The organism is Nocardia speluncae NBRC 108251 (assembly GCF_001613245.1).
GTDB classification, from domain to species: Bacteria; Actinomycetota; Actinomycetes; order Mycobacteriales; family Mycobacteriaceae; genus Nocardia; species Nocardia speluncae.
Genome location: NZ_BDBZ01000021.1, coordinates 111,185 through 130,477, shown reverse-complemented (window position 1 = coordinate 130,477; position 19,293 = coordinate 111,185). Strand labels below are relative to the sequence as shown.

Annotated in this window: 20 protein-coding genes; 10 read left to right on the top strand and 10 right to left on the bottom strand. The window is 67.4% G+C overall.

All coding sequences use genetic code 11. The features are described 5' to 3' along the window. Positions 1-119 precede the first annotated feature (119 nt). The 8 genes from NS6_RS20705 to NS6_RS20670 form a co-directional block, all read right to left on the bottom strand. Positions 120-536: a PIN domain nuclease gene (locus NS6_RS20705; protein WP_068044213.1), complete on the bottom strand. Its 417-nt coding sequence runs from the start codon at positions 534-536 to the stop codon at positions 120-122. Beyond that, positions 533-751 carry a type II toxin-antitoxin system VapB family antitoxin gene (locus tag NS6_RS20700; RefSeq protein WP_068044211.1) on the bottom strand — a complete coding sequence of 73 codons (219 nt, stop codon included), beginning with the start codon at positions 749-751 and terminating at the stop codon, positions 533-535. Before NS6_RS20700 ends, NS6_RS20705 begins: the two co-directional genes overlap by 4 nt. Positions 752-903: 152 nt before the next feature. Continuing rightward, positions 904-2,529, bottom strand: a complete 1,626-nt coding sequence (groL, locus tag NS6_RS20695) for a chaperonin GroEL (protein WP_068044315.1) — start codon at positions 2,527-2,529, stop codon at positions 904-906. A 255-nt stretch (positions 2,530-2,784) separates the two neighbouring features. After that, on the bottom strand, positions 2,785-3,078 hold the full coding sequence (locus NS6_RS20690; RefSeq protein ID WP_068044209.1) for a DUF222 domain-containing protein: 294 nt from the start codon (positions 3,076-3,078) through the stop codon (positions 2,785-2,787). Between the two features lie 157 nt (positions 3,079-3,235). Next, positions 3,236-4,003: a Clp protease N-terminal domain-containing protein gene (locus NS6_RS20685; protein WP_068044207.1), complete on the bottom strand. Its 768-nt coding sequence runs from the start codon at positions 4,001-4,003 to the stop codon at positions 3,236-3,238. Positions 4,004-4,054: 51 nt separating this feature from the next. Then, a complete protein-coding gene (locus NS6_RS20680) occupies positions 4,055-4,948 on the bottom strand; it encodes a CDP-alcohol phosphatidyltransferase family protein (RefSeq protein ID WP_068044204.1) in 894 nt (297 codons plus the stop codon). Continuing rightward, entirely contained in the window at positions 4,948-5,673 is a 726-nt protein-coding gene (locus tag NS6_RS20675; protein WP_068044313.1) for a phosphatidylserine decarboxylase, read from the bottom strand. Before NS6_RS20675 ends, NS6_RS20680 begins: the two co-directional genes overlap by 1 nt. Before the next feature lie 141 nt (positions 5,674-5,814). Then, positions 5,815-6,075, bottom strand: a complete 261-nt coding sequence (locus NS6_RS20670; RefSeq protein WP_068044203.1) for a GlsB/YeaQ/YmgE family stress response membrane protein — start codon at positions 6,073-6,075, stop codon at positions 5,815-5,817. A 258-nt stretch (positions 6,076-6,333) separates the two neighbouring features. On the opposite strand from NS6_RS20670, the gene NS6_RS20665 reads away from it, so the two are divergent. Next, entirely contained in the window at positions 6,334-7,380 is a 1,047-nt protein-coding gene (locus tag NS6_RS20665) for a beta-ketoacyl-ACP synthase III (protein ID WP_068044201.1), read from the top strand. Here the strand turns inward: NS6_RS20665 and NS6_RS20660 are convergent. Continuing rightward, positions 7,355-7,873, bottom strand: a complete 519-nt coding sequence (locus NS6_RS20660; protein ID WP_307648073.1) for an SRPBCC family protein — start codon at positions 7,871-7,873, stop codon at positions 7,355-7,357. The genes NS6_RS20665 and NS6_RS20660 overlap by 26 nt on opposite strands. Positions 7,874-8,006: 133 nt before the next feature. Here NS6_RS20660 and NS6_RS34875 point away from each other — a divergent pair, with 133 nt between their 5' ends. The 9 genes from NS6_RS34875 to mnhG all read left to right on the top strand — a co-directional run bounded on the left by NS6_RS34875 (position 8,007) and on the right by mnhG (position 17,534). Further along, positions 8,007-8,168 (top strand): hypothetical protein, encoded by a 162-nt coding sequence (locus tag NS6_RS34875; RefSeq protein ID WP_157112856.1) that lies wholly within the window; start codon positions 8,007-8,009, stop codon positions 8,166-8,168. A 258-nt stretch (positions 8,169-8,426) separates the two neighbouring features. Further along, positions 8,427-8,873: a hypothetical protein gene (locus NS6_RS20655; RefSeq protein ID WP_068044199.1), complete on the top strand. Its 447-nt coding sequence runs from the start codon at positions 8,427-8,429 to the stop codon at positions 8,871-8,873. 1 nt (position 8,874) lies between these two features. Further along, positions 8,875-11,148: an AAA family ATPase gene (locus tag NS6_RS20650; RefSeq protein ID WP_068044197.1), complete on the top strand. Its 2,274-nt coding sequence runs from the start codon at positions 8,875-8,877 to the stop codon at positions 11,146-11,148. Between the two features lie 487 nt (positions 11,149-11,635). Continuing rightward, the gene (locus NS6_RS20645) at positions 11,636-14,422 is read left to right on the top strand and encodes a Na+/H+ antiporter subunit A (RefSeq protein WP_068044195.1); all 2,787 of its coding nucleotides are present in this window, start codon (positions 11,636-11,638) and stop codon (positions 14,420-14,422) included. Beyond that, positions 14,419-14,799, top strand: a complete 381-nt coding sequence (locus NS6_RS20640) for a Na(+)/H(+) antiporter subunit C (protein WP_068044193.1) — start codon at positions 14,419-14,421, stop codon at positions 14,797-14,799. The genes NS6_RS20645 and NS6_RS20640 overlap by 4 nt, the downstream gene beginning before the upstream one ends. Continuing rightward, positions 14,796-16,391, top strand: coding sequence for a Na+/H+ antiporter subunit D (locus tag NS6_RS20635; protein WP_068044191.1), 1,596 nt, complete (start codon positions 14,796-14,798; stop codon positions 16,389-16,391). Before NS6_RS20640 ends, NS6_RS20635 begins: the two co-directional genes overlap by 4 nt. Beyond that, entirely contained in the window at positions 16,388-16,942 is a 555-nt protein-coding gene (locus NS6_RS20630; RefSeq protein WP_068044189.1) for a Na+/H+ antiporter subunit E, read from the top strand. Before NS6_RS20635 ends, NS6_RS20630 begins: the two co-directional genes overlap by 4 nt. Next, on the top strand, positions 16,939-17,199 hold the full coding sequence (locus NS6_RS20625; RefSeq protein WP_068044188.1) for a monovalent cation/H+ antiporter complex subunit F: 261 nt from the start codon (positions 16,939-16,941) through the stop codon (positions 17,197-17,199). The genes NS6_RS20630 and NS6_RS20625 overlap by 4 nt, the downstream gene beginning before the upstream one ends. Next, on the top strand, positions 17,196-17,534 hold the full coding sequence (mnhG, locus tag NS6_RS20620; RefSeq protein ID WP_068044186.1) for a monovalent cation/H(+) antiporter subunit G: 339 nt from the start codon (positions 17,196-17,198) through the stop codon (positions 17,532-17,534). Before NS6_RS20625 ends, mnhG begins: the two co-directional genes overlap by 4 nt. Positions 17,535-17,579: 45 nt before the next feature. On the opposite strand, the gene NS6_RS20615 is transcribed toward mnhG, so the two are convergent. Beyond that, a complete protein-coding gene (locus NS6_RS20615) occupies positions 17,580-19,100 on the bottom strand; it encodes a phosphatase PAP2 family protein (RefSeq protein WP_084471256.1) in 1,521 nt (506 codons plus the stop codon). Positions 19,101-19,293: the final 193 nt, after the last annotated feature.

The window sequence follows — 19,293 nt, the reverse complement described above, 5'->3', positions numbered from 1 at the left end:
GCGCAGATCTCAGAGGTACACGCGACCGCACCAGTTGCGGCCGTGTCCGGCTTTCCACGACTCGTACCGACCGGCCTCCCCGCCGGATAGTCACGAATCGGCGCCAACAGCCTCGATGGTCAGCCGGAAGTACCGGACACGAACGCCACCTGCTGGCCGGTTATCCGGGCAACAGTCGCGAAATCGTTGTCATCGCACAGGATGGTGAGACGGCGGTGTTCGGCGGTCGCCGCGATGAGTAGGTCCACCGGGCCGGCCGAACGGTGTGTTCCCTGCTCTGTCATCAACTGCTGGACCACCTCGGCACGTTCGTAGGCCCGGTCCGGCATCGGGGTCCAGCCGAACAAGTCGTGGAGTAGTCGCCGCTTCTCGAGCCGGTCGGCCAGTGTTCGGGCCGAGTACAGGAATTCGAGTTCCACTATCGGACAGGTGGCGATAACTCCGGCGGCCAGCTGATCGGCCCACGCCTTCCGGTAGGGCTCCTGGAGAATCCGGAACAGTCCGGAGGTATCGATGAGGTAGATGGCAGGGGTCACCGGCGGTAGGCCGCCTTGTTGTCGAGGAACTCGTCGAAGTCGCCCTGGTCGGCCATCTCGCCGAGACGGGCGAGAGCGCGCATACGGACCAGTCGTTGGCCGACCTCACGGAGCGCAGCGTTGACGGTGTCCTTTTTGGTCTTGGTGCCGAGCACTTCCGCAGCGATCGCCAGCGCTTCGTCGTCGATCTCGATCGGCGTCTTGGAAGATCCCATTATCGCCTACCTCCTCAGGATATCCGTTACACCAGAACTAGACGTCCAGGATACCCGAGGGGCAGCCTCGGCAGAGCCCACAGAGGCCGAGGGCCGGCCCACCTGACGGTGGACCGGCCCTCGGTTCGAAAAGACTTGCCAGGAGGCTGGACTCAGAAGTCCATGCCACCCATGCCGCCGGTCGGATCGACCGGCGCAGCGGCCGCCTTCTCCGGCTTATCGGCGACAACGGCCTCGGTGGTCAGGAACAGGGCCGCGATGGAGGCCGCGTTCTGCAGGGCCGAACGGGTGACCTTGACCGGGTCGGCGACACCGGCCACGAGCAGGTCCTCGTACTCGTTGGTCGCGGCGTTGAGGCCCTGACCGGCGGGCAGGTTGGAAACCTTCTCCGCCACCACACCGGGCTCGAGGCCGGCGTTGAACGCGATCTGCTTCAGCGGAGCCGACAGCGCCACCTTCACGATGTTCGCGCCGGTCGCCTCGTCACCCTCGAGCTTCAGGTCGTCCAGAGCGGGGGCCGACTGCAGCAGAGCCACGCCACCACCGGCGACGATGCCCTCTTCGACGGCAGCCTTGGCGTTGCGCACGGCATCTTCGATGCGGTGCTTGCGCTCTTTGAGCTCGACCTCGGTCGCGGCACCGGCCTTGATGACCGCAACACCGCCGGCCAGCTTGGCCAGGCGCTCCTGCAGCTTCTCGCGGTCGTAATCCGAATCCGAGTTCTCGATCTCGGTGCGGATCTGCGCGACCCGGCCCTGGATGGCATCGGCATCGCCGGAGCCCTCCACGATGGTGGTCTCGTCCTTGGTGACGACGACCTTGCGGGCCTGGCCGAGCAGCTCGATGCCGGCGGTCTCCAGGTTGAGGCCGACCTCTTCGCTGATGACCTCGCCACCGGTGAGGATGGCGATATCGGCGAGCTGGGCCTTGCGGCGGTCACCGAAGCCCGGGGCCTTGACGGCGACGGACTTGAAGGTGCCGCGGATCTTGTTCACGACCAGGGTCGACAGGGCTTCGCCCTCGACGTCCTCGGCGATGATCAGCAGCGGCTTACCGGCCTGGATAACCTTCTCCAGCAGCGGCAGCAGGTCCTTCACGGTGGAGACCTTCGAGCCGACCAGCAGGATGTACGGATCCTCGAGGACCGCTTCCTGACGCTCGGGATCGGTGACGAAGTAGCCCGAGATGTAGCCCTTGTCGAAGCGCATACCCTCGGTGAGCTCCAGCGACAGACCGAAGGTCTGCGCCTCTTCGACGGTGATGACGCCTTCTTTGCCGACCTTGTCCATGGCCTCGGCGATCAGCTCACCGATGGACGGGTCGCCCGCGGAGATACCGGCGGTGGCGGCGATCTGCTCCTTGGTCTCGACCTCCTTGGCGGAGTCGAGCAGCTTGGCGGTGACGGCCTCGACGGCCTTCTCGATACCGCGCTTCAGGCCCAGCGGGTTCGCGCCGGCCGCGACGTTACGCAGACCTTCGCGCACCAGCGCCTGGGCGAGCACGGTGGCGGTGGTGGTGCCGTCGCCCGCGACGTCGTCCGTCTTCTTGGCGACTTCCTTGACCAGCTCGGCGCCGATCTTCTCGTACGGGTCCTCGAGCTCGATCTCCTTGGCGATGGACACACCATCGTTGGTGATCGTGGGGGCACCCCACTTCTTCTCGAGCACGACGTTGCGGCCCTTCGGCCCCAGCGTCACCTTGACCGCGTCGGCGAGGCTGTTCAGGCCCCGCTCGAGGCCGCGACGGGCCTCTTCGTCGTACGCAATTGTCTTGGCCATTGCGGTGAGATCCTCCAAATGATGAGGCTGACACACAGAGTGACCGCCTTGTCGGGTCACCCTTAGCTACGCTGCGGCCAGGCTCGGTGCCCGCGACGGACGACCAGGGGTGTCGTGTACCCGATCTCACCGTCCCGACCTAGCACTCTCCGTTCAAGAGTGCCAAAGCCATTTTTAGCACTCGTCGATGGCGAGTGCAAGGTAGATGTGCGCGAAGGCCACGAGAATGCCACCGCCGCGCCTGCCGGAGATACCTCAGAGACTGTCGGTCACACGGAGAGCCAGCGCCAGGAAGGCGTCCGCGCGACGCTCGTCCGGAGTCCGGGGCTCCCCCTCGTCGATGGTGACGAATTCGGCATCGTGCAGCAGGAGTTCGGCCTCGACCCGCATAATCGCCCGAATGAACGGCGGCGCGACTTCGGGCGGTAGATCACCGTTGACCACGTAGCTGCCGTCGGACAGGGATTCGGTGGATACATAGGTGAGCGCGCGCAGCAGATCGTCCCGGTGTTCCCCGGCGACCAGATCGGGGTCCGTTTCATCCGCCATTGCTATAGGTTACCGGGACTACCGCGCGCGCCGGGAGCGCCGACGCGCGCGTGGACGACGCGCCCCGCCGCGGCCGCCCTTCACGACAGCCCACACTTTCGCCCGGCTGCACGGCACTCGGCGGGCGCATCAGGAGCTCCCGCACTGAGGCTCCGGACTACGGCTTACCAGCGACGATCTGCTGGAGAAGTTCGACCAGCCGCGCTTCGAGCGCATCCTTGCGCAGGCCCGCATCGGACAGAATGCCCGTCCCGTTTTCCTGTTCGAGGATCGCCAGCAGGACGTGTTCGGTGCCGATGTAGTTGTGACCGAGGCGCAGCGCTTCCCGGAACGTCAGTTCCAGCGCCTTCTTGGTTTCGGCGTCGAAGGGCACCAGCCCGCTCATCTTGCCGCTGGAGGTGGCGGCCTTCAATTCTTCGGGCGAGATCGCCGCGCCCGGTTCCGCACCCGATGCCGCGATGGCGGCAGCCGCGAGATCGTCCGGTGAAACACTCTGGTCGGCGATGAGCCGGACCGCCAGACTGTCGGCCTCGCTGAGCAGGCCGAGAATGAGGTGGGGGAGGTGGATCTCGGCACTACCGGCACCACCGGCCGCTTCCTGCGCGGCGACGACCATGGTTCGGGCTCGTTCGGTGAATTTGGCGAAGCCCGCGTTGGGATCCATCTCGGCGGAGGGATCCCCCGGCGCCTTGGGGACGAAACGTTTCTGCGCGGCCTGTTTACTGACGCCCATATTCGCGCCGATTTCGGTCCAGGAGGCGCCCGAGCGGCGGGCCTGGTCGACGAAATGGCCGATCAGATGGTCGGCCACATCGCCGAGGTGGCCCGCGGCAACCACCGCGTCGGACAACTGTTCCAGGGCATTATCCGGACGAGCCTTTTTGATGACCTCGATGAGGTCGTCCAATCGCACGGGTGAATTCATGCGTCAACTATAGGTTGACGCACCGCTGTCGTCAACCAGAAGTTGACGATTTCAATTCCGGCCGCTCGGTCGCCGCAACCGCAGGCGTGAATCCCCACGCAGCACCGGCCGCCGGATCTCCGGCCGGCGCAGCACCGGCATCCGGCGGTCGGCCCGGCGCTGAGCCCGCCGTTCGGCCGGTTTGTACTGCCAGGTCTCGGGCCGGGCAGCCACCCACCGCTGCGAATACCAGGCGAACGGGATATGCCCGATATACAGCACGATCAGCACCAGCAGCAGCACGATCGGATAGGTGATCAGCGCGGCACCGGCCAGAGCAACCAGCACCAGCAACCCCGCGGCCGCCTGCGGGGCCACCGAGACGGATTTCATGGCCAGCGTCGGGATCGTGCTCACACACAACGCCGCGGTGAACACCGTCCAGGCCGCCACGATCGGGAAACTGATCCACCAGCCGTCGCCGAACTGGACGAACAACGCGATCGGCGCCATCGCGATGAGCGCACCCGCGGGCGCGGGCACGCCGACGAAATATTCCCGCGCCCAATCCGGCCGGGTGTCGTCGTCCATCAGCGTATTGAACCGCGCCAGCCGCAGCACGATGCTCACCGCGTACAGCAGGGCGATGATCCAGCCCGCGCTACTGCTCTCACCGTCGAACAGCACGACGTAGATCACCAGCGCCGGCGCCACCCCGAACGATATGGCGTCGGACAGTGAATCCAGCTCCGCACCGATCTTGGTGGTGGCCGATAGCAACCGGGCCAGCCGGCCGTCGAGGGTGTCGAGCACCGCGGCGGCGCCGATCATGGCCAATGCGATCTTCAATTCGCCCGCGAGGCCGAATTTCACCGCGGAAAGCCCCGAGCACAGCGCCAGGATCGTGACGATACTGGGCAGCAACCTGATGGACCGGCGCCGCCTGCCTTCGATGACCTGCTCCATCACGACCCCGCCGACGGCAGAACCGCCAGCACCGTCTCCCCTCCGATCGTCCGCTGCCCGCTGTTCACGAGCAGTTCGGTACCGGCCGGGAAATACGTATCGACCCGGGAGCCGAACCGGATCAGGCCGTAGGTGTCGCCGATGGTGATCCGGTCACCGGGGGCCGCATCGCAGACGATCCGCCGCGCCAGCAGCCCGGCGATCTGGACAACCACTACCTGTTCCCCGGATTCGGTGTCGATCACCATACTGTTGCGCTCGTTGACCGCGCTGGCTTCGGGGAGGTCGGCGGATTTGAAGCTGCCGCGCTGGTACTGCACCTCGCGGACCACACCGGAGACCGGCGTGCGCTGTACATGCACGTCCAGGACGGACAGGAAGATACTCACCCGCGGCAGCGGCCGATCCCCGAGACCGAGTTCGGCGGGCGGAACGGCGGTATCGACGAGCGCCACCTCACCGTCGGCGGGCGCCACCACGACACCCGGCCGGTTCGGCGGAACCCGGTGCGGGTGCCGGAAGAATGTGGCGCTCGCCGCGGCGGCAGCCAGTCCGGCCCGCCGTAACCAGGGGCGACGCCGCCCCACCAGGGCCACGGCCAGGGGCGCGGCCACGAAAGGCAATCCGGCCGGATGCATCGGCGGGACCGCTTTGCGCACCAGATCGGCCAGATGGCCCGGCCCGGTACGTTCCGGAGTGCCGGGCGGAGTGGGACGGCGTGCCACAGATTCCTCTTTCATACTCGATTCGATCCACTCGGACCGACGGTACGGTCGGACACCCGTGGCATCCCGGCCGAACCTGTCGGCGCAAGCGTTCACACCTTACGCCGAGCAGGTGCATTCGTGCCGGGTGTCGCCGCAGGCTTACCTCCTGACCACCAACTTCACCAGGAACAGCAAAATGACCGCGCCGGCCAGGCAGGTGAAGAAGCTGAACCACCAGCCGCCTCCCGCGACGTCGACCCCGAAGGCCGCCAGCAGGAAGCCGCCGAGCAGGCCACCGACGATACCGACCACGATATTGAGAAGGATCCCCTGTTGTGCATCGGTTTTCATGATCTTACTGGCTATCCAGCCGGCGATACCGCCGATGATGATCCAGCCGATGATGCCGAGACCGAGCATGAGTGTTCCTCGCTATCTGTCCGGTTGCGCGCTCGCGGTGGCGAACGCCTGTCCGGGCGATACCCGGGCACAGTCCGGATAACCCCTCGAAGAAAATCGGATATGAGCTGCCATCGCGCGAACATCGAGCTAATATGAGGGTGCCTCATGTCTTCGGATTGTCTGGCAGACGTCAGCCGACGCCGGGCCGAGCAGAATCCACATCGAATCGGATCCACCCTCGCGGCGATGCCGCCGCAGGTACATAGGAGAAGCACCATGGCTACTCAGATCGCCCAGACGACCGGGGCGCAGTTCACCGCGATCCTGGGACTGGGCGTCTATCGCCCCGCGCGCGTCGTCACCAACGACGAAGTGGCAGGGCCGATCGATTCCAGCGATGAGTGGATCCGCACCCGCTCGGGTATCCGCACCCGCCGATTCGCCGACGACTCCGAAACCATCCACTCGATGAGCGTCGCAGCCGCACGCGGCGCCCTCGAATCCGCAAAGGTCGCCGCCGACCAGGTCGACTGCGTGATCGTCGCGACCTCGACCCACCTGCTGCTCACCCCCGCCGCCGCGCCCCGGATCGCCACCGAGCTGGGGACGGGCGGCGCCGCGGCCTTCGATATCTCCGCCGGATGCGCCGGTTTCTGCCACGGCCTGGCCATGGCCTCGGACCTCGTACGTGCCGGTACATCGTCGCGGGTGCTGGTCATCGGCGTCGAGAAACTGACCGACACGGTCAACCCGGCCGATCGCAGCACCGCGTTCCTGTTCGCCGACGGCGCGGGCGCGGTGGTGGTCGGCCCGGCCGACGAACCGGGTATCGGCCCGACCGTATGGGGGTCCGACGGCACCCAGCACCAGGCCATCCGGCAGGACAAGAACTGGATCGAGTTCTTCACCGAGATCGAGGAGAAGGGACTCGACGCGGTGCGCCCGTACCTCGCAATGGAGGGCACGGCAGTGTTCCGGTGGGCGGCGCATTCACTGGAGAAGGTGTGCCGTGACGCGGTCGACCGGGCCGGTCTGGCCATGGACGACCTGAACGCCATGATCCCGCATCAGGCCAACGGCCGGATCATCGAGATCATGGCGCGGGTTCTGAAACTCCCGGAGAACTGCGCGCTGGCCAATGATATCGAGGAGGCCGGCAACACTTCGGCAGCCTCGATTCCGCTGGCCATGGAGACACTGCTGCGAACCGGTGAGTCGAAACCGGGCGATACCGCATTGCTGATCGCCTTCGGCGCCGGACTCTCCTACGCCGCGCAGGTCGTGAAGCTGCCGGAGTTCAGCTCGCCTCAACCGCTTTCTTGATCTTCGCCAGCGATTCGTTCATCCCGCCGACCAGGCTCTCCTCGAAGGCCTCCTCGCCGCCGAGCATCGCGTTCACCAGGGTGCTCGAGAGCCAGGTGGTGCCGTTGGGGACGTCACGGCGTTCGATGAGCCGGGTTCCGTCCTCGGTCGCTTCCAGCGTGTAGGTCCACACGGTGCGGTTCTGGCTGACCCGGAACGCCAGTGCACTGTTCTTCTCGTAGCGCAGGATGCGGGCGGTGGTCGGCCAGAACTTCCAGCCGTCGCGGTTGAGGTTGACGGTGATCACGCCGGCCTTCGGCTTGCCGATCGGGATCATCCGCACGCATTGCGGACTGAACTCCGGCATCCGTCGCGGGTCGGCGAGTACCGCCCAGACCCGGTCCGGCGCCGCGGCGATATCGATGCTGGTTTCCAAATTCTTCGGCACCATTGCCTCCAAGTAGCTGACACTCCAAGTATCAGAAAGGGTAGCGATCGGCTTCGTCTCGGTCACATTTTCCCGGCAGGCATATCGATAGTGTGGTTGCGGAAGCAGAATCGAGGTGTAAGACCCGCCGGTTCCGTTAACGCCACCGCAAGCAAGACGCGACGCCAGCAAACACCCAGCTACGGTAAGGTGATGGGCCGTGAACCTTCGCTCGCTATTACGCCGCCAGAACTCCGAGGGGCTACCGCAGTTGCCCGCGCTCGAACCGGATGACGCCCTCGGCGACGACCGCGTCGACGAGCAGCTGGAACGTCTGCTCACCCCCACCGAACTCGATATGGTGCGCAGACACCGAGTCTGATTTCCCCGCTACCTCGAGCCGCCGAACCCGCCTGCGCTTACTGCCCACTCCGATCGTTCGGCACCAAGCGACGCCTCGAACCCCCGCATCACCGCAGGCAGCGCGGTGAACACAGAATCACCTTCCACGACGGTTCACCAGAATGGTTCGAGACCCATAGGGCCTCGAACCCCGCGCCGCCGGAGGCGGCGCAAATAAGCACAGTACGCTGCTGGTCGCGCCGGAGGCTCCGGCGTGGCTGATCTCGGGGAATGCGTTATGAAGCGAATTTCAACTGTTGTCCTGGCCGCGGCCGCCGGCACGGCGCTGGTGCTGACGGGTTGTTCGTCGGAAGAACCCGCCGAAGCGTCCGGCCTCCGGAAGAGCACCACCACCGGGCAGACCTCGCCGCAGACCAGCACCACGAGCGAAACCCCCGCACCGAGCGAAAGCACCGAAGCCCCCGAGGCTCCCGCGCAAACCTCCACCGCCGAGGAGCCGGCCCCTGCCTCCGGACGCGCCTCCGACACCACCTGCGCCCAGTTCGCCCAGCTCGACGAGCCGGAGCAGCAGCAACTGGTTCAGACGATCCTCGCCGAGAACCCCGGCAGCACCTTCGTCGGTAACCCCAACGCCGCTCTCGGTACCGCGAAACTGGTCTGCAACTCCAGCAAACTCGCCGATCAGAAGGTATCCGTGGTCTCCGGGATCGTCGTCGACGAGTGAGATGCTCGTCGCCGCGCGCAGAATAGACACTGTGGCTGAACTGGCTTTGACCGTCCGATTGAATTCGTCCGCCGCGGATGCCCGGCGGGGGGTGATCCGCCTCCACCCGGAAGTGCTGACCGCGCTGGGGCTACGCGAATGGGACGGGATCACACTGGTCGGCGCGCGCCGGACCGCCGCCGTCGCCGGGCGTGCCCCGGCCGATACGCCGGCCGGCACCGCCCTGCTCGACGATGTGACCCTGTCCAACGCCGGGTTGCGGGAGAACGCCACTGTGGTGGTATCCCCCGCGGCGGTACTCGGCGCCCGGCATATTTCGCTGAGCGGGTCCCGCCAGGCCACACAGTCGATACCGGCCGCCACTCTGCGGCAGGCACTTCTCGGCAAAGTGGTGACCGTCGGCGATACGGTCTCGCTACTGCCCCGCGATCTCGGCCCGGATATTCCGTCGTCGGCGGCCAGCCAGGCCTTGTCCCGGGCGTTCGGCATCGCCTGGACCTCCGAACTGCTCACGGTGGTCGCCACCGATCCTCCCGGCCCGGTGAGTGTGCAGCCGAATTCGGCGGTCGAATGGACCGCGGGCGCGGGCGCCGGGAACCAGCCCGCGGCGGTACGGGTCAACGAGCAGGGCGGGCCGGACCAACCACTGTTGCCGAGCCACCTCGACACCGTCAGCGAGACCGATCTGCCGGGAGCCGTCCCCGTCACCAGCACACCGGCCACCGGAGTGCGGGTAGAAGAACTGGCCGGCGCTCGCCAGCAGGCCACCAAACTGGCGGAATGGCTGAGTCTGGCGCTGGACGAACCCGAGTTACTGAAAGCCCTGGGCGCCGCACCCCACCTGGGCGTCCTCATCACCGGGCCGGCCGGGGTGGGCAAGGCCACGCTGGCGCGGGCGGTGGCCGCACCGCGCCGGGTGGTGGAGTTGGACGGGCCCTCGGTGGGCGCCGCCGAGAGCGGGGCCCGGTTACGCGAGGTGGCGGCGGCTGTCGCCGCGACCTCGGGTAAAGGCGGAGTACTGCTCATCACCGATATCGATGCCCTGCTACCGGAACCGGCCGAACCGGTGGCGACCCTGATCCTGGACCAGTTGCGCGCGGCGGTGGCCGAACCGTGTGTGGCGTTGCTGGCAACCACTGCCCATCCCGCGGCGGTCGATCCCCGGCTGCGCGCCCCGGACCTGTGCGATCGGGAACTCGCGTTGGCCCTGCCCACGGCAGCCATTCGTAAGGCCCTGCTCGAACAGTTGCTGGCGAAGGTACCCACCGGCGAACTCCGGCTGGACGAGGTCGCCGCGCGGTCGCCCGGTTTCGTGGTCGCCGATCTCGCGGCACTGTGCCGGGAGGCGGCGTTGCGGGCGGCGGCGAGGGCCAGCCGGGAAGACAGCCCCGAACCCCGGCTGGAGCACGAGGATCTGCTGGGCGCACTGGAGGTGATCCGGCCGCTGTCCCGGTCGGGAACCGAAGAACTGGCGATCGGCAGTCTCGGTCTCGACGATGTCGGCGATATGGCCGAGACCAAACAGGCGCTCACCGAGGCGGTGTTGTGGCCCCTGCGGCACCCCGATTCGTTCGCCCGGCTGGGGATCGAACCGCCGCGCGGGGTGCTGCTGTACGGCCCGCCGGGATGTGGGAAAACTTTCCTGGTCCGCGCGCTGGCGGGTAGTGGTCAGCTGAGTGTGCACACGGTCAAGGGTGCAGAGTTGATGGACAAATGGGTCGGCTCGTCGGAGCGGGCGGTGCGGGAGCTGTTCCAGCGCGCCCGCGATTCGGCGCCGTCGCTGATCTTCCTGGACGAAGTGGACGCGCTGGCGCCACGGCGCGGGCAGAGTTCCGATTCCGGAGTAGGCGATCGGGTGGTCGCGGCCCTGCTGACCGAACTGGACGGGGTGGAACCACTCCGCGACGTGGTAGTGCTGGGCGCCACGAACCGCCCGGAACTCATCGACCCGGCACTTTTGCGGCCTGGTCGCCTCGAACGGCTGGTTTTCGTTCCGCCGCCGGACGCGCAGGCCCGGGAGGCGATTCTGCGAACGGCGGGGCGTTCGGTTCCGCTCACCGATTCGGTGGACCTGACTCGGCTGGCCGCCGACCTGGACGGTTTCTCCGCCGCCGACTGCGCGGCGCTCCTGCGCGAAGCCGCGCTCGCCGCGATGCGCCGCGACGTCCTGGCCGCCGATGTCACCGCCGACGATATCGCTGCCGCGCGCCGGGCCGTCCGGCCTTCACTCGACCCGGACCAGGTCGAGGCGCTACGCCGCTATTCCGAAGGGTGAGTACTTCCTGCGGTTCCCGACTGCTTCGGCGCCGCACGTTTCGCTGCCCCGAGTTCACGACCTCTAGCCGACCCGATGGATTCGCACGGGTGCGAGGGACACGTGCCCCGTTCCAACCCGCGACGCCCTCGGCTCGGCACCGGAAACACCACCGGCACCGATGCGCGGCTCGGCCCGAGCCGACTCACTCTGGGCCGAGCCGGGCCGAGGAATTCTCGATGGTTACGCCGGACGGCGCGGTGCGCGTGGGCGGGTGCCGCCCGAGCCGATGAGCAGGCCGCCGGACGACGGTGACAGCCGGGGCCGGCGTCACTGCGGCCCCGGTCGCAGCGGAGCCCTTCCGTTATGCCTGACCTGCACAAATCGTTGCCGAACGGTAGCCGGATACGGACCGAGGTCCGCATACCTGTACGATTTGTGCCAGTTCGTGCTCGCATATGATGAGCGCGCAATACCCCGCCGCCCCTGATTCCGACGGAGGTAACGCTTGCTCGCCATCCTGCTCGCGCACGCCCTCGCCGCGCTTGTCGCGCCCGTAGCCGTGCGAGCAGTAGGGCGTAACGCGTTCTATCCGCTCGCACTGGTGCCGCTGTTATCCCTGCTGTGGGTGATCGCGGGATGGAACGACGTCCAGCAGGTGGACTACCCCTGGGCGCCCACCATCAACCTTTCGCTGCAGCTGCGGTTCGACTCCCTCGCCACCGTGATGAGCGCGCTGGTCCTGGGTATCGGCGCGCTCGTACTCGCCTACTGCGCCCGATACTTCGACGACGACGAACCGAAACTTGGTTCCTTCGCCGCCTGGCTGGTCGCGTTCGCCGGAGCCATGTTCGGGCTGGTCACCAGCGATAACATGCTGCTGCTCTTCGTCTTCTGGGAGATCACCACGGTGCTCTCCTTCCTGCTGGTCGGGCACAACTCCGACAGTGCGGCCGGGCGCCGGGCCGCGCTCCAGGCGCTGCTGGTCACCGGCGCGGGTGGGCTGGCCATGCTCGGCGGCATCGTCGTCCTCGGCGAGGCGTACGACAGCTATCTGCTCTCCGACCTGCTCGCACGGGAATCGCCGGGCGGGATCGCTGTGCAGGTCGGGCTGGTGCTGGTACTGATCGGCGCGCTCAGCAAATCGGCCATCGTCCCGCTGCATTTCTGGCTGCCCGGCGCGATGGCCGCGCCGACCCCGGTCAGTGCTTACCTGCACGCCGCGGCCATGGTGAAGGCCGGTGTGTACCTGATCGCCCGGCTCGCGCCCGCATTCGCCGACGAACCGATCTGGCGGCCGTTGATTCTCACCCTCGGCCTTGCCTCGATGTTGCTGGCGGGCCTGCGCGCCATGCAAGTCACCGACCTGAAACTGGTCCTTGCCTTCGGCACTGTCAGCCAGCTGGGCTTCCTGGTGATCATGGTCGGCCTCGGCACACCCGACGCCGCGCTCGCCGGTATCGCACTCATCGTCGCGCACGCCCTGTTCAAGGCCTGTTTGTTCCTCGTCGTCGGCATCATCGACCACGGTGCGGGCACGCGGGAAATCGGCGAACTGTCCGGGCTCGGCCGCCGCGCGCCGATACTGTTCGCGACCGCGACCCTGGCCGCGCTGAGCATGGCGGGGATACCGCCGCTCTGGGGCTTCGTAGCGAAGGAATCCGCGCTCGGCGCTGTCCTGGACGCGGAGCCGCTGAGCAGTACCGGCCGGATCCTGCTCTGCGCGGGCCTGGTGCTGGGTTCGATGCTCACCGTCGCCTACAGTGCACGCTTCCTCTGGGGTGCTTTCGCCGACAAGAGCGGCGTCCGGGTCCCGGACTGGCACGCGCCCGGGGTCGCGCTGATCGCCGTACCGGCCCTGCTCGCGCTGGGCTCGCTCGGCGCCGGGCTCGCCGCGCCCTGGGTGGACGGCCTGCTCGCCCCGTACGCGGCAACTCTGCCCGGCGCGCTGACCGCACATCTGCAACTGTGGCACGGCCTGACCTTGCCGCTGCTGCTCACCGTGGTGATCATCGCCGTGGGCGCGCTGTTCTTCGTCCGGCGGGACTGGTTCGGTCAAACGATGACCCTGCTCGGGAACGCCGACCGCGGTTACGACGCCGCGCTACGCGCCATGGACCGGGTTTCACTGCGGATGACAGGTTCAGTGCAACGCGGTTCGCTGCCGCTGAACCAGGCAATCATCCTGGGCACCCTGGTGATCCTCCCGGCGACCGTGCTGGCCCTCGGCACCCGTACGGGGGTCGAGCTGCGGCTTTGGGACCGGCCACTGCAACTGGTGATCGGCGCGATCATGATCGCCATGGCGCTGGGCGCCACGGTGCTGCGAAATCGCCTGGCCAGTGTGCTGGTGGTCGGGCTCACCGGCTACGGCTGTGGCGTGATCTTCGCCCTGCACGGCGCACCCGATCTCGCCCTGACCCAGTTCCTGGTGGAAACGCTGACACTGGTGGCCTTCGTTCTGGTGCTGCGGGCCTTCCCGGCCGAGATCGGGCCGGAACAGCAGACCGGCTTCCAGGTCGGCCGGGCCGCGATCGCCGTCGCCGCCGGTATCACGGTGCCGGTGCTGGCGGCGTTCGCCACGGCCGCCCGCAGCACCGAGCCGATCTGGGAAAGGATCCCCGCGGCCGCCTACGAATTCGGCGGCGGTAAAAACGCCGTCAACGTGCTGCTGGTCGATATCCGCGCCTGGGACACCCTCGGCGAGATATCGGTGCTGCTGGTGGCCGCCACCGGCGTGGCATCGCTGGTGTTCCGCAGCCGCCGGTTCGGCCTGCCGCCGCGGGCGGCCGACGCACCGAACTACCTCCCCGGGAAGGTGGGCTGGCTGCCCGCCGGCCGACTGGTGGACCGGCGGGACCGGTCGATGGTCCTGCAGATCACCACCAGGCTGGTGTTCCCGACGATGATGGTGCTGTCGGTCTACTTCTTCTTCTCCGGTCACAACGCCCCCGGTGGCGGTTTCGCCGGCGGGCTCATCGCCGGCCTCGCGCTGGTCCTGCGCTATCTGGCGGGCGGACAGTACGAACTCGGTGAGGCGCTGCCCGTCGACGCCGGCCATCTGCTGGGCGCCGGTCTGATCCTGGCCGCCGGAACGGCCACCGTTCCGCTGCTGTTCGGCGCGCCACCGTTGCACTCGGTAATCCTGGAGGCCACGGTTCCGCTACTCGGCCACGTCAAGCTGGTGACCTCGCTGTTCTTCGACCTCGGTGTCTATCTGATCGTGGTCGGGCTGGTCCTGGACGTACTGCGCAGCCTCGGGGCGCGCCTGGACGACGAGCTGGTGCAAGCATGAGCGCGAACCTCACCCTGCTGACCGTCGTCGGAGTCCTGGTCGCCTGCGGCGTCTACCTGCTGCTCGAACGTACGGTCACGAAGATGCTGCTCGGCATCCTCCTGGTCGGCAACGCCGTAAACCTGCTCATCCTCACCATGGGCGGCCCGGACGGTGCGGCGCCGATCCAAGGCGCGACCGATACCGTGCGCGACACCATGGCCGACCCCCTCGCGCAGGCCCTGATCCTGACCGCCATCGTCATCACGATGGGTGTCGCGGCGTTCGTCCTGGCCCTTGCGTACCGCTCCTACATCCTGACCACCAGCGAAAAAGTCGAGAACGACCCGGAGGATGTCGGGATCGCGGAGCGCGAGCGTGAGGAACCCGAAGAATGACCCTGCCGCAGACCTTGCTTCCCGTCCTGGCACCGCTGCCGGTGCTCATCCCGCTGCTCACCGCCGCCGCAACCCTGATCGTCGGCCGCCGGCCCCGCTTCCAGCGGGTCGTGGTCATGGTCGCGCTCACCGCCGCCGTGGTGGTGTGCGCCCTCCTGCTGTTCCTGGCAGACCGCGACGGTACGGTCGCGGTCCAGGTCGGCGGCTGGGAGACGCCGATCGGTATCACCATCGTGGTGGACCGGCTGTCGGCCGCGATGCTGCTGGTGTCGCAGATCGTGCTGCTCGCTGTCGCCGCCTACGGCGCCGGGCAGAATATCGGTGACAGCTCGGTGCGTCAGCCGACGTCGATCTTCTGGCCCACCTATCTGGTGCTCAACGGCGGTGTCTCGATGGCCTTCCTGGCCGGCGACCTGTTCAACCTGTTCGTCGGCTTCGAAATCCTGCTGGTGGCCTCGTTCGTCTTGCTGACCCTGGGCGCCACCGCCGAACGCATCCGGGCAGGTGTGTCGTATGTGATGGTGTCGATGGTGTCGTCACTGATCTTCCTGATCGGTATCGCCGTCGTCTACGGAGCCACCGGCACGCTGAATCTCGCGCAACTGGCCATGCGGATGGATACCGTTCCCGACGGTATCCGCCAGGCGGTCTACGCCGTCCTGCTCGTCGCGTTCGGCATCAAGGCGGCGGTGTTCCCGCTGTCCAACTGGCTGCCCGACTCCTACCCCACCGCGCCCGCACCGGTCACCGCGGTCTTCGCCGGCCTGCTCACGAAGGTGGGTGTCTATGCCATCGTGCGCACCCAGACTCTGCTGTTCCCCGACGGCGGCTTCGACAACCTGCTGCTGATCACCGGCCTGCTCACAATGCTGATCGGCATATTCGGCGCCATCGCGCAGAACGATATCCGCCGGCTGCTGTCGTTCACGCTGATCAGCCATATCGGCTACATGATGTTCGGTGTAGGGATCGCGAGCAAGATCGGCTTGGCCGGCACCGTGTACTACATCGCGCACCATATTCTCGTGCAGACGGCGCTGTTCCTGGTGGCCGGTCTGATCGAACGCCAAGCCGGTTCCACCTCGCTGCGCCGGGTCGGCGGAATGGCGGCGGCGAGCCCGATACTGGCCGGGCTGTTCCTGATACCGGCACTCAACCTCGGTGGCATACCCCCGTTCTCCGGATTCATCGGAAAGGTCGCGCTGCTACAGGCGGGCGCCCAGGACGGCAGCGTGCTGGCCTGGATTCTCGTAGCCGGCTCGGTGGTGACCAGCCTGCTCACGCTGTACGTGATGGCGCGGGTGTGGAGCAAGGCGTTCTGGCGGCCACGGGAACAGGCACCGGACGGCCATCTGGTATCCGCGACACTGCCCTCACTGGTCGAAGACAACACCGACATGCTCTACGACGAACGCACCGACCCCGGCCGGCTGCCCGCCATGATGGTGCTGCCGACCGCCGCGCTGGTCGCGGTGGGTGTCGCGCTCACGGTCTGGGCCGGACCGGTAATGGGTATCGCCGACCGCTCCGCCACCGAACTATTGGACCGCGGGATCTATATCGGCGCCGTCCTCGGCGGGGGCACGAAATGACCCGGCTGCGGCTGGCGCTCAGCCGCGACAACATCCATCGCCTCGGCGTGCTGGCCTGGCTGATGGTGGTGTGGGTGGCGCTCTGGGGCCAGATCAGCGCGGCCAACGTCCTGGCGGGTCTGGCGGTCGGCACGGTGATCATGGTGGCGCTGCCGCTGCCCCGGATCCCGGTGCGCGGGCGGCTACGAATATGGCCGCTGCTGAAACTGCTGGGGGTGAGTGTCTATTCGGCGGTCGAATCGAGTCTCCAGCTCGCCTGGTTCGCGTTGCGGCCCGGACCGGCGCCCGTATCGGGCGTGCTGGAGGTGGCGTTCGCGTTCCGCTCGGATTTCGTCATGGTGTTGTGCGCCAACCTACTGAACCTGATCCCCGGCACCATGGTGCTCGAGATCGACCGGGAGCGTTGCGTGGCCTACGTCCACGTCATCGACGTCGGCAGCGATAAGGCCGTAACCGACTTCTACCGCACCATCCGGCAGATCGAAGCACTGCTGATCGCGGGCCTCGAGAACCGCGCAACCCCGCTGCCCACTCAGGAGGTGAAGCCGTGATCGTCGTAGCCGTAGTGGCCGGCGTCCTGCTCTCGGCGGCCGCATTGATCACCGGATACCGGATCCTCGCCGGTCCCGGCACACTCGACCGGGTGGTCGGCATCGACTCGATCATCGCGATGGCGATCTGCGGTCTGGCGGTATGGGCCGCCTACAGTCGCGACACCTCCGTGGTGCCCGCCATCGTCGCGCTTTCCCTGGTCGGTTTCCTGGGGTCTGCGGCCGTCACCCGCTACCGGGTCCGGGACGACCGATGAGCACGGTACTGAACTGGCTGTCGGGCACGCTGATCATCCTCGGTGCGCTGCTGGCACTCACGGCGGCGATCGGGATCGTCCGCTTCCCCGACACCCTGCTGCGAATGCACGCCGCCACCAAACCCCAGGTGATCGGCCTCAACCTGGTACTCGCGGGAACCTGTCTGCGGGTCTACGACGACCCGAACGTCTGGATGCTGGTACTCGTGGGCCTGTTCACCCTGCTCACCGCCCCGGTGATAGCCCACCTCATCGGCCGCACCGCCTACCGGGAACGGCGGTACCGGGCCGACCTGCTGGTGGTCGACGAGCTCGGCGACAAACTGGACGAGTAACAGGTGAGAGCCCCTGCCCGGCCGCGTCGAAGCACCCGAACCCGGTCAGCGTGATTCGACGGGTTCGCCCGGCAGCCCGGCCATCCGGCCCGCGGCGGCGCTCTCCGGCGGCACGTCGACTGTGCCCTCCCGAACGGTGGAGACTTGCTTCCGCAGCGATACCGCTGCCGGGCGGCAGATCTCGGTGGTGGCCGGAGCAGTCAGGAACTTATCCGTACCCGCCACGTCCGAGCCGGCGGCCAAGGGCACACCCGTACGGCGGCGGGCGAACCAGGTCACGTGGAAACCAGCGGCCACCGCTGCCAGCAGGGCCAGCACGATCGATCCCGCCACCACCGGATGGTCGGCCATGTGCACCGCGAGATATCGGTACCCGAGCAGCAGAGCCAGCAGAACCAGCACCCCGCCACCTACCAGGCGAACCCGGAACCAGCCCCAGCCGCGTTCGGGTTCGCGCAGCGCCGACTCCACCGTCAGGCAGAGCACCGCACCGGCGACCAGGTCGACGCCGTAGTGGTAACCGAAGCCCAGGGTCGCGGTCAGGGTGCACAGCAGCCAGAACGTGCCACCCCAGCGCAACCAGGTGGGGGCCAGGGTGCCGTCGGCCCGCCGGCGCGTGTGCAGGAACAGTGCCAACGCCCACGCGGTGTGCATCGAAGGCATGCAGTTGCGCGGGGCCAGATCGGAGAAGGGCAGGGCCTGCGGACTCCGATCCAGCGGCGGCACCACCTCGGGCCAGAAGTTGCCCACCTGAAAACCGTTACCGTCCACGCCGTAGACGAACATCGGCCCGACCACCGGAAACAGGACGTACACCAGGGGACCCACCAGCCCCAGCACCAGGAAGGTGCGCACCAGATAGTGGTTCGGCCACCGGCCACCGTCCGCTACCGCGCGCAGCTGCCATACCGCCACCAGGATCGCCGCCGCGGGCAATTCGATGTACACCCAGTGCAGGACGGCTTCGGGAATCGGGCCCGCTACCTCCAGCACCCGGCCCATCACCCAGGCCGGATCGCCGAGGGCGTGGTCGGCGAGCATCACATACTGGTCCAGCACGTGCGGCCGCAGATCCACCGTGATGTGCAACCAGACATCGCCGACCTTGGTCGCCAGGATCAGCAGCGCGCCCAGCGCCGCCGCATGCAATGCGGTCCGCCGCTGCCGACCCGACCAGCGCCACCAGGCCACTACCGCCAGCCCGGTGAGAACCACTACGGGACCGTTACCGACGGTGAACGGGCCCCCCAGCGCCAACCGCACCCCCGCATAGACAAGATCGATCCCCACGGCCGCCGCAAGCGCGATCACCCGGTGCTTGTTCCCGATCCCGACCAGCGCAAGAACCAGACCCGCCCAGGGCACGGTCATCGACTTGGGGGTTCCGACGTAATCGCGGAACAAACTCTCCAGCGGCCCCTCGTACCCCCGCCACAACGCCACCCCCTGCAACGCCACCAGCAGGACCGGCACCACGAGCACGGCGAACACCCGAACCCGGCGGTGCGCGAACACCCGAACCCCCCAGCGCGGCGCAGGTCTTCGCACCGCGGCTCCAGCTCCCATATTCGGGTTTTCGACCAGCACCCGCTCATCGTAAACGGCAGGTGAACGGAGCACTCACGCGCTGTTGAACAGCTGTGCTCATTTCATGGCGCCGCCTCCGGCGGCGCGGGGTTGGACTCCATCGAGCGGTTCAGGCATGTACCGGCCCCTATGGGGGTCCCGGTAGTAACCGCAGCAAAAACAACGGATATGG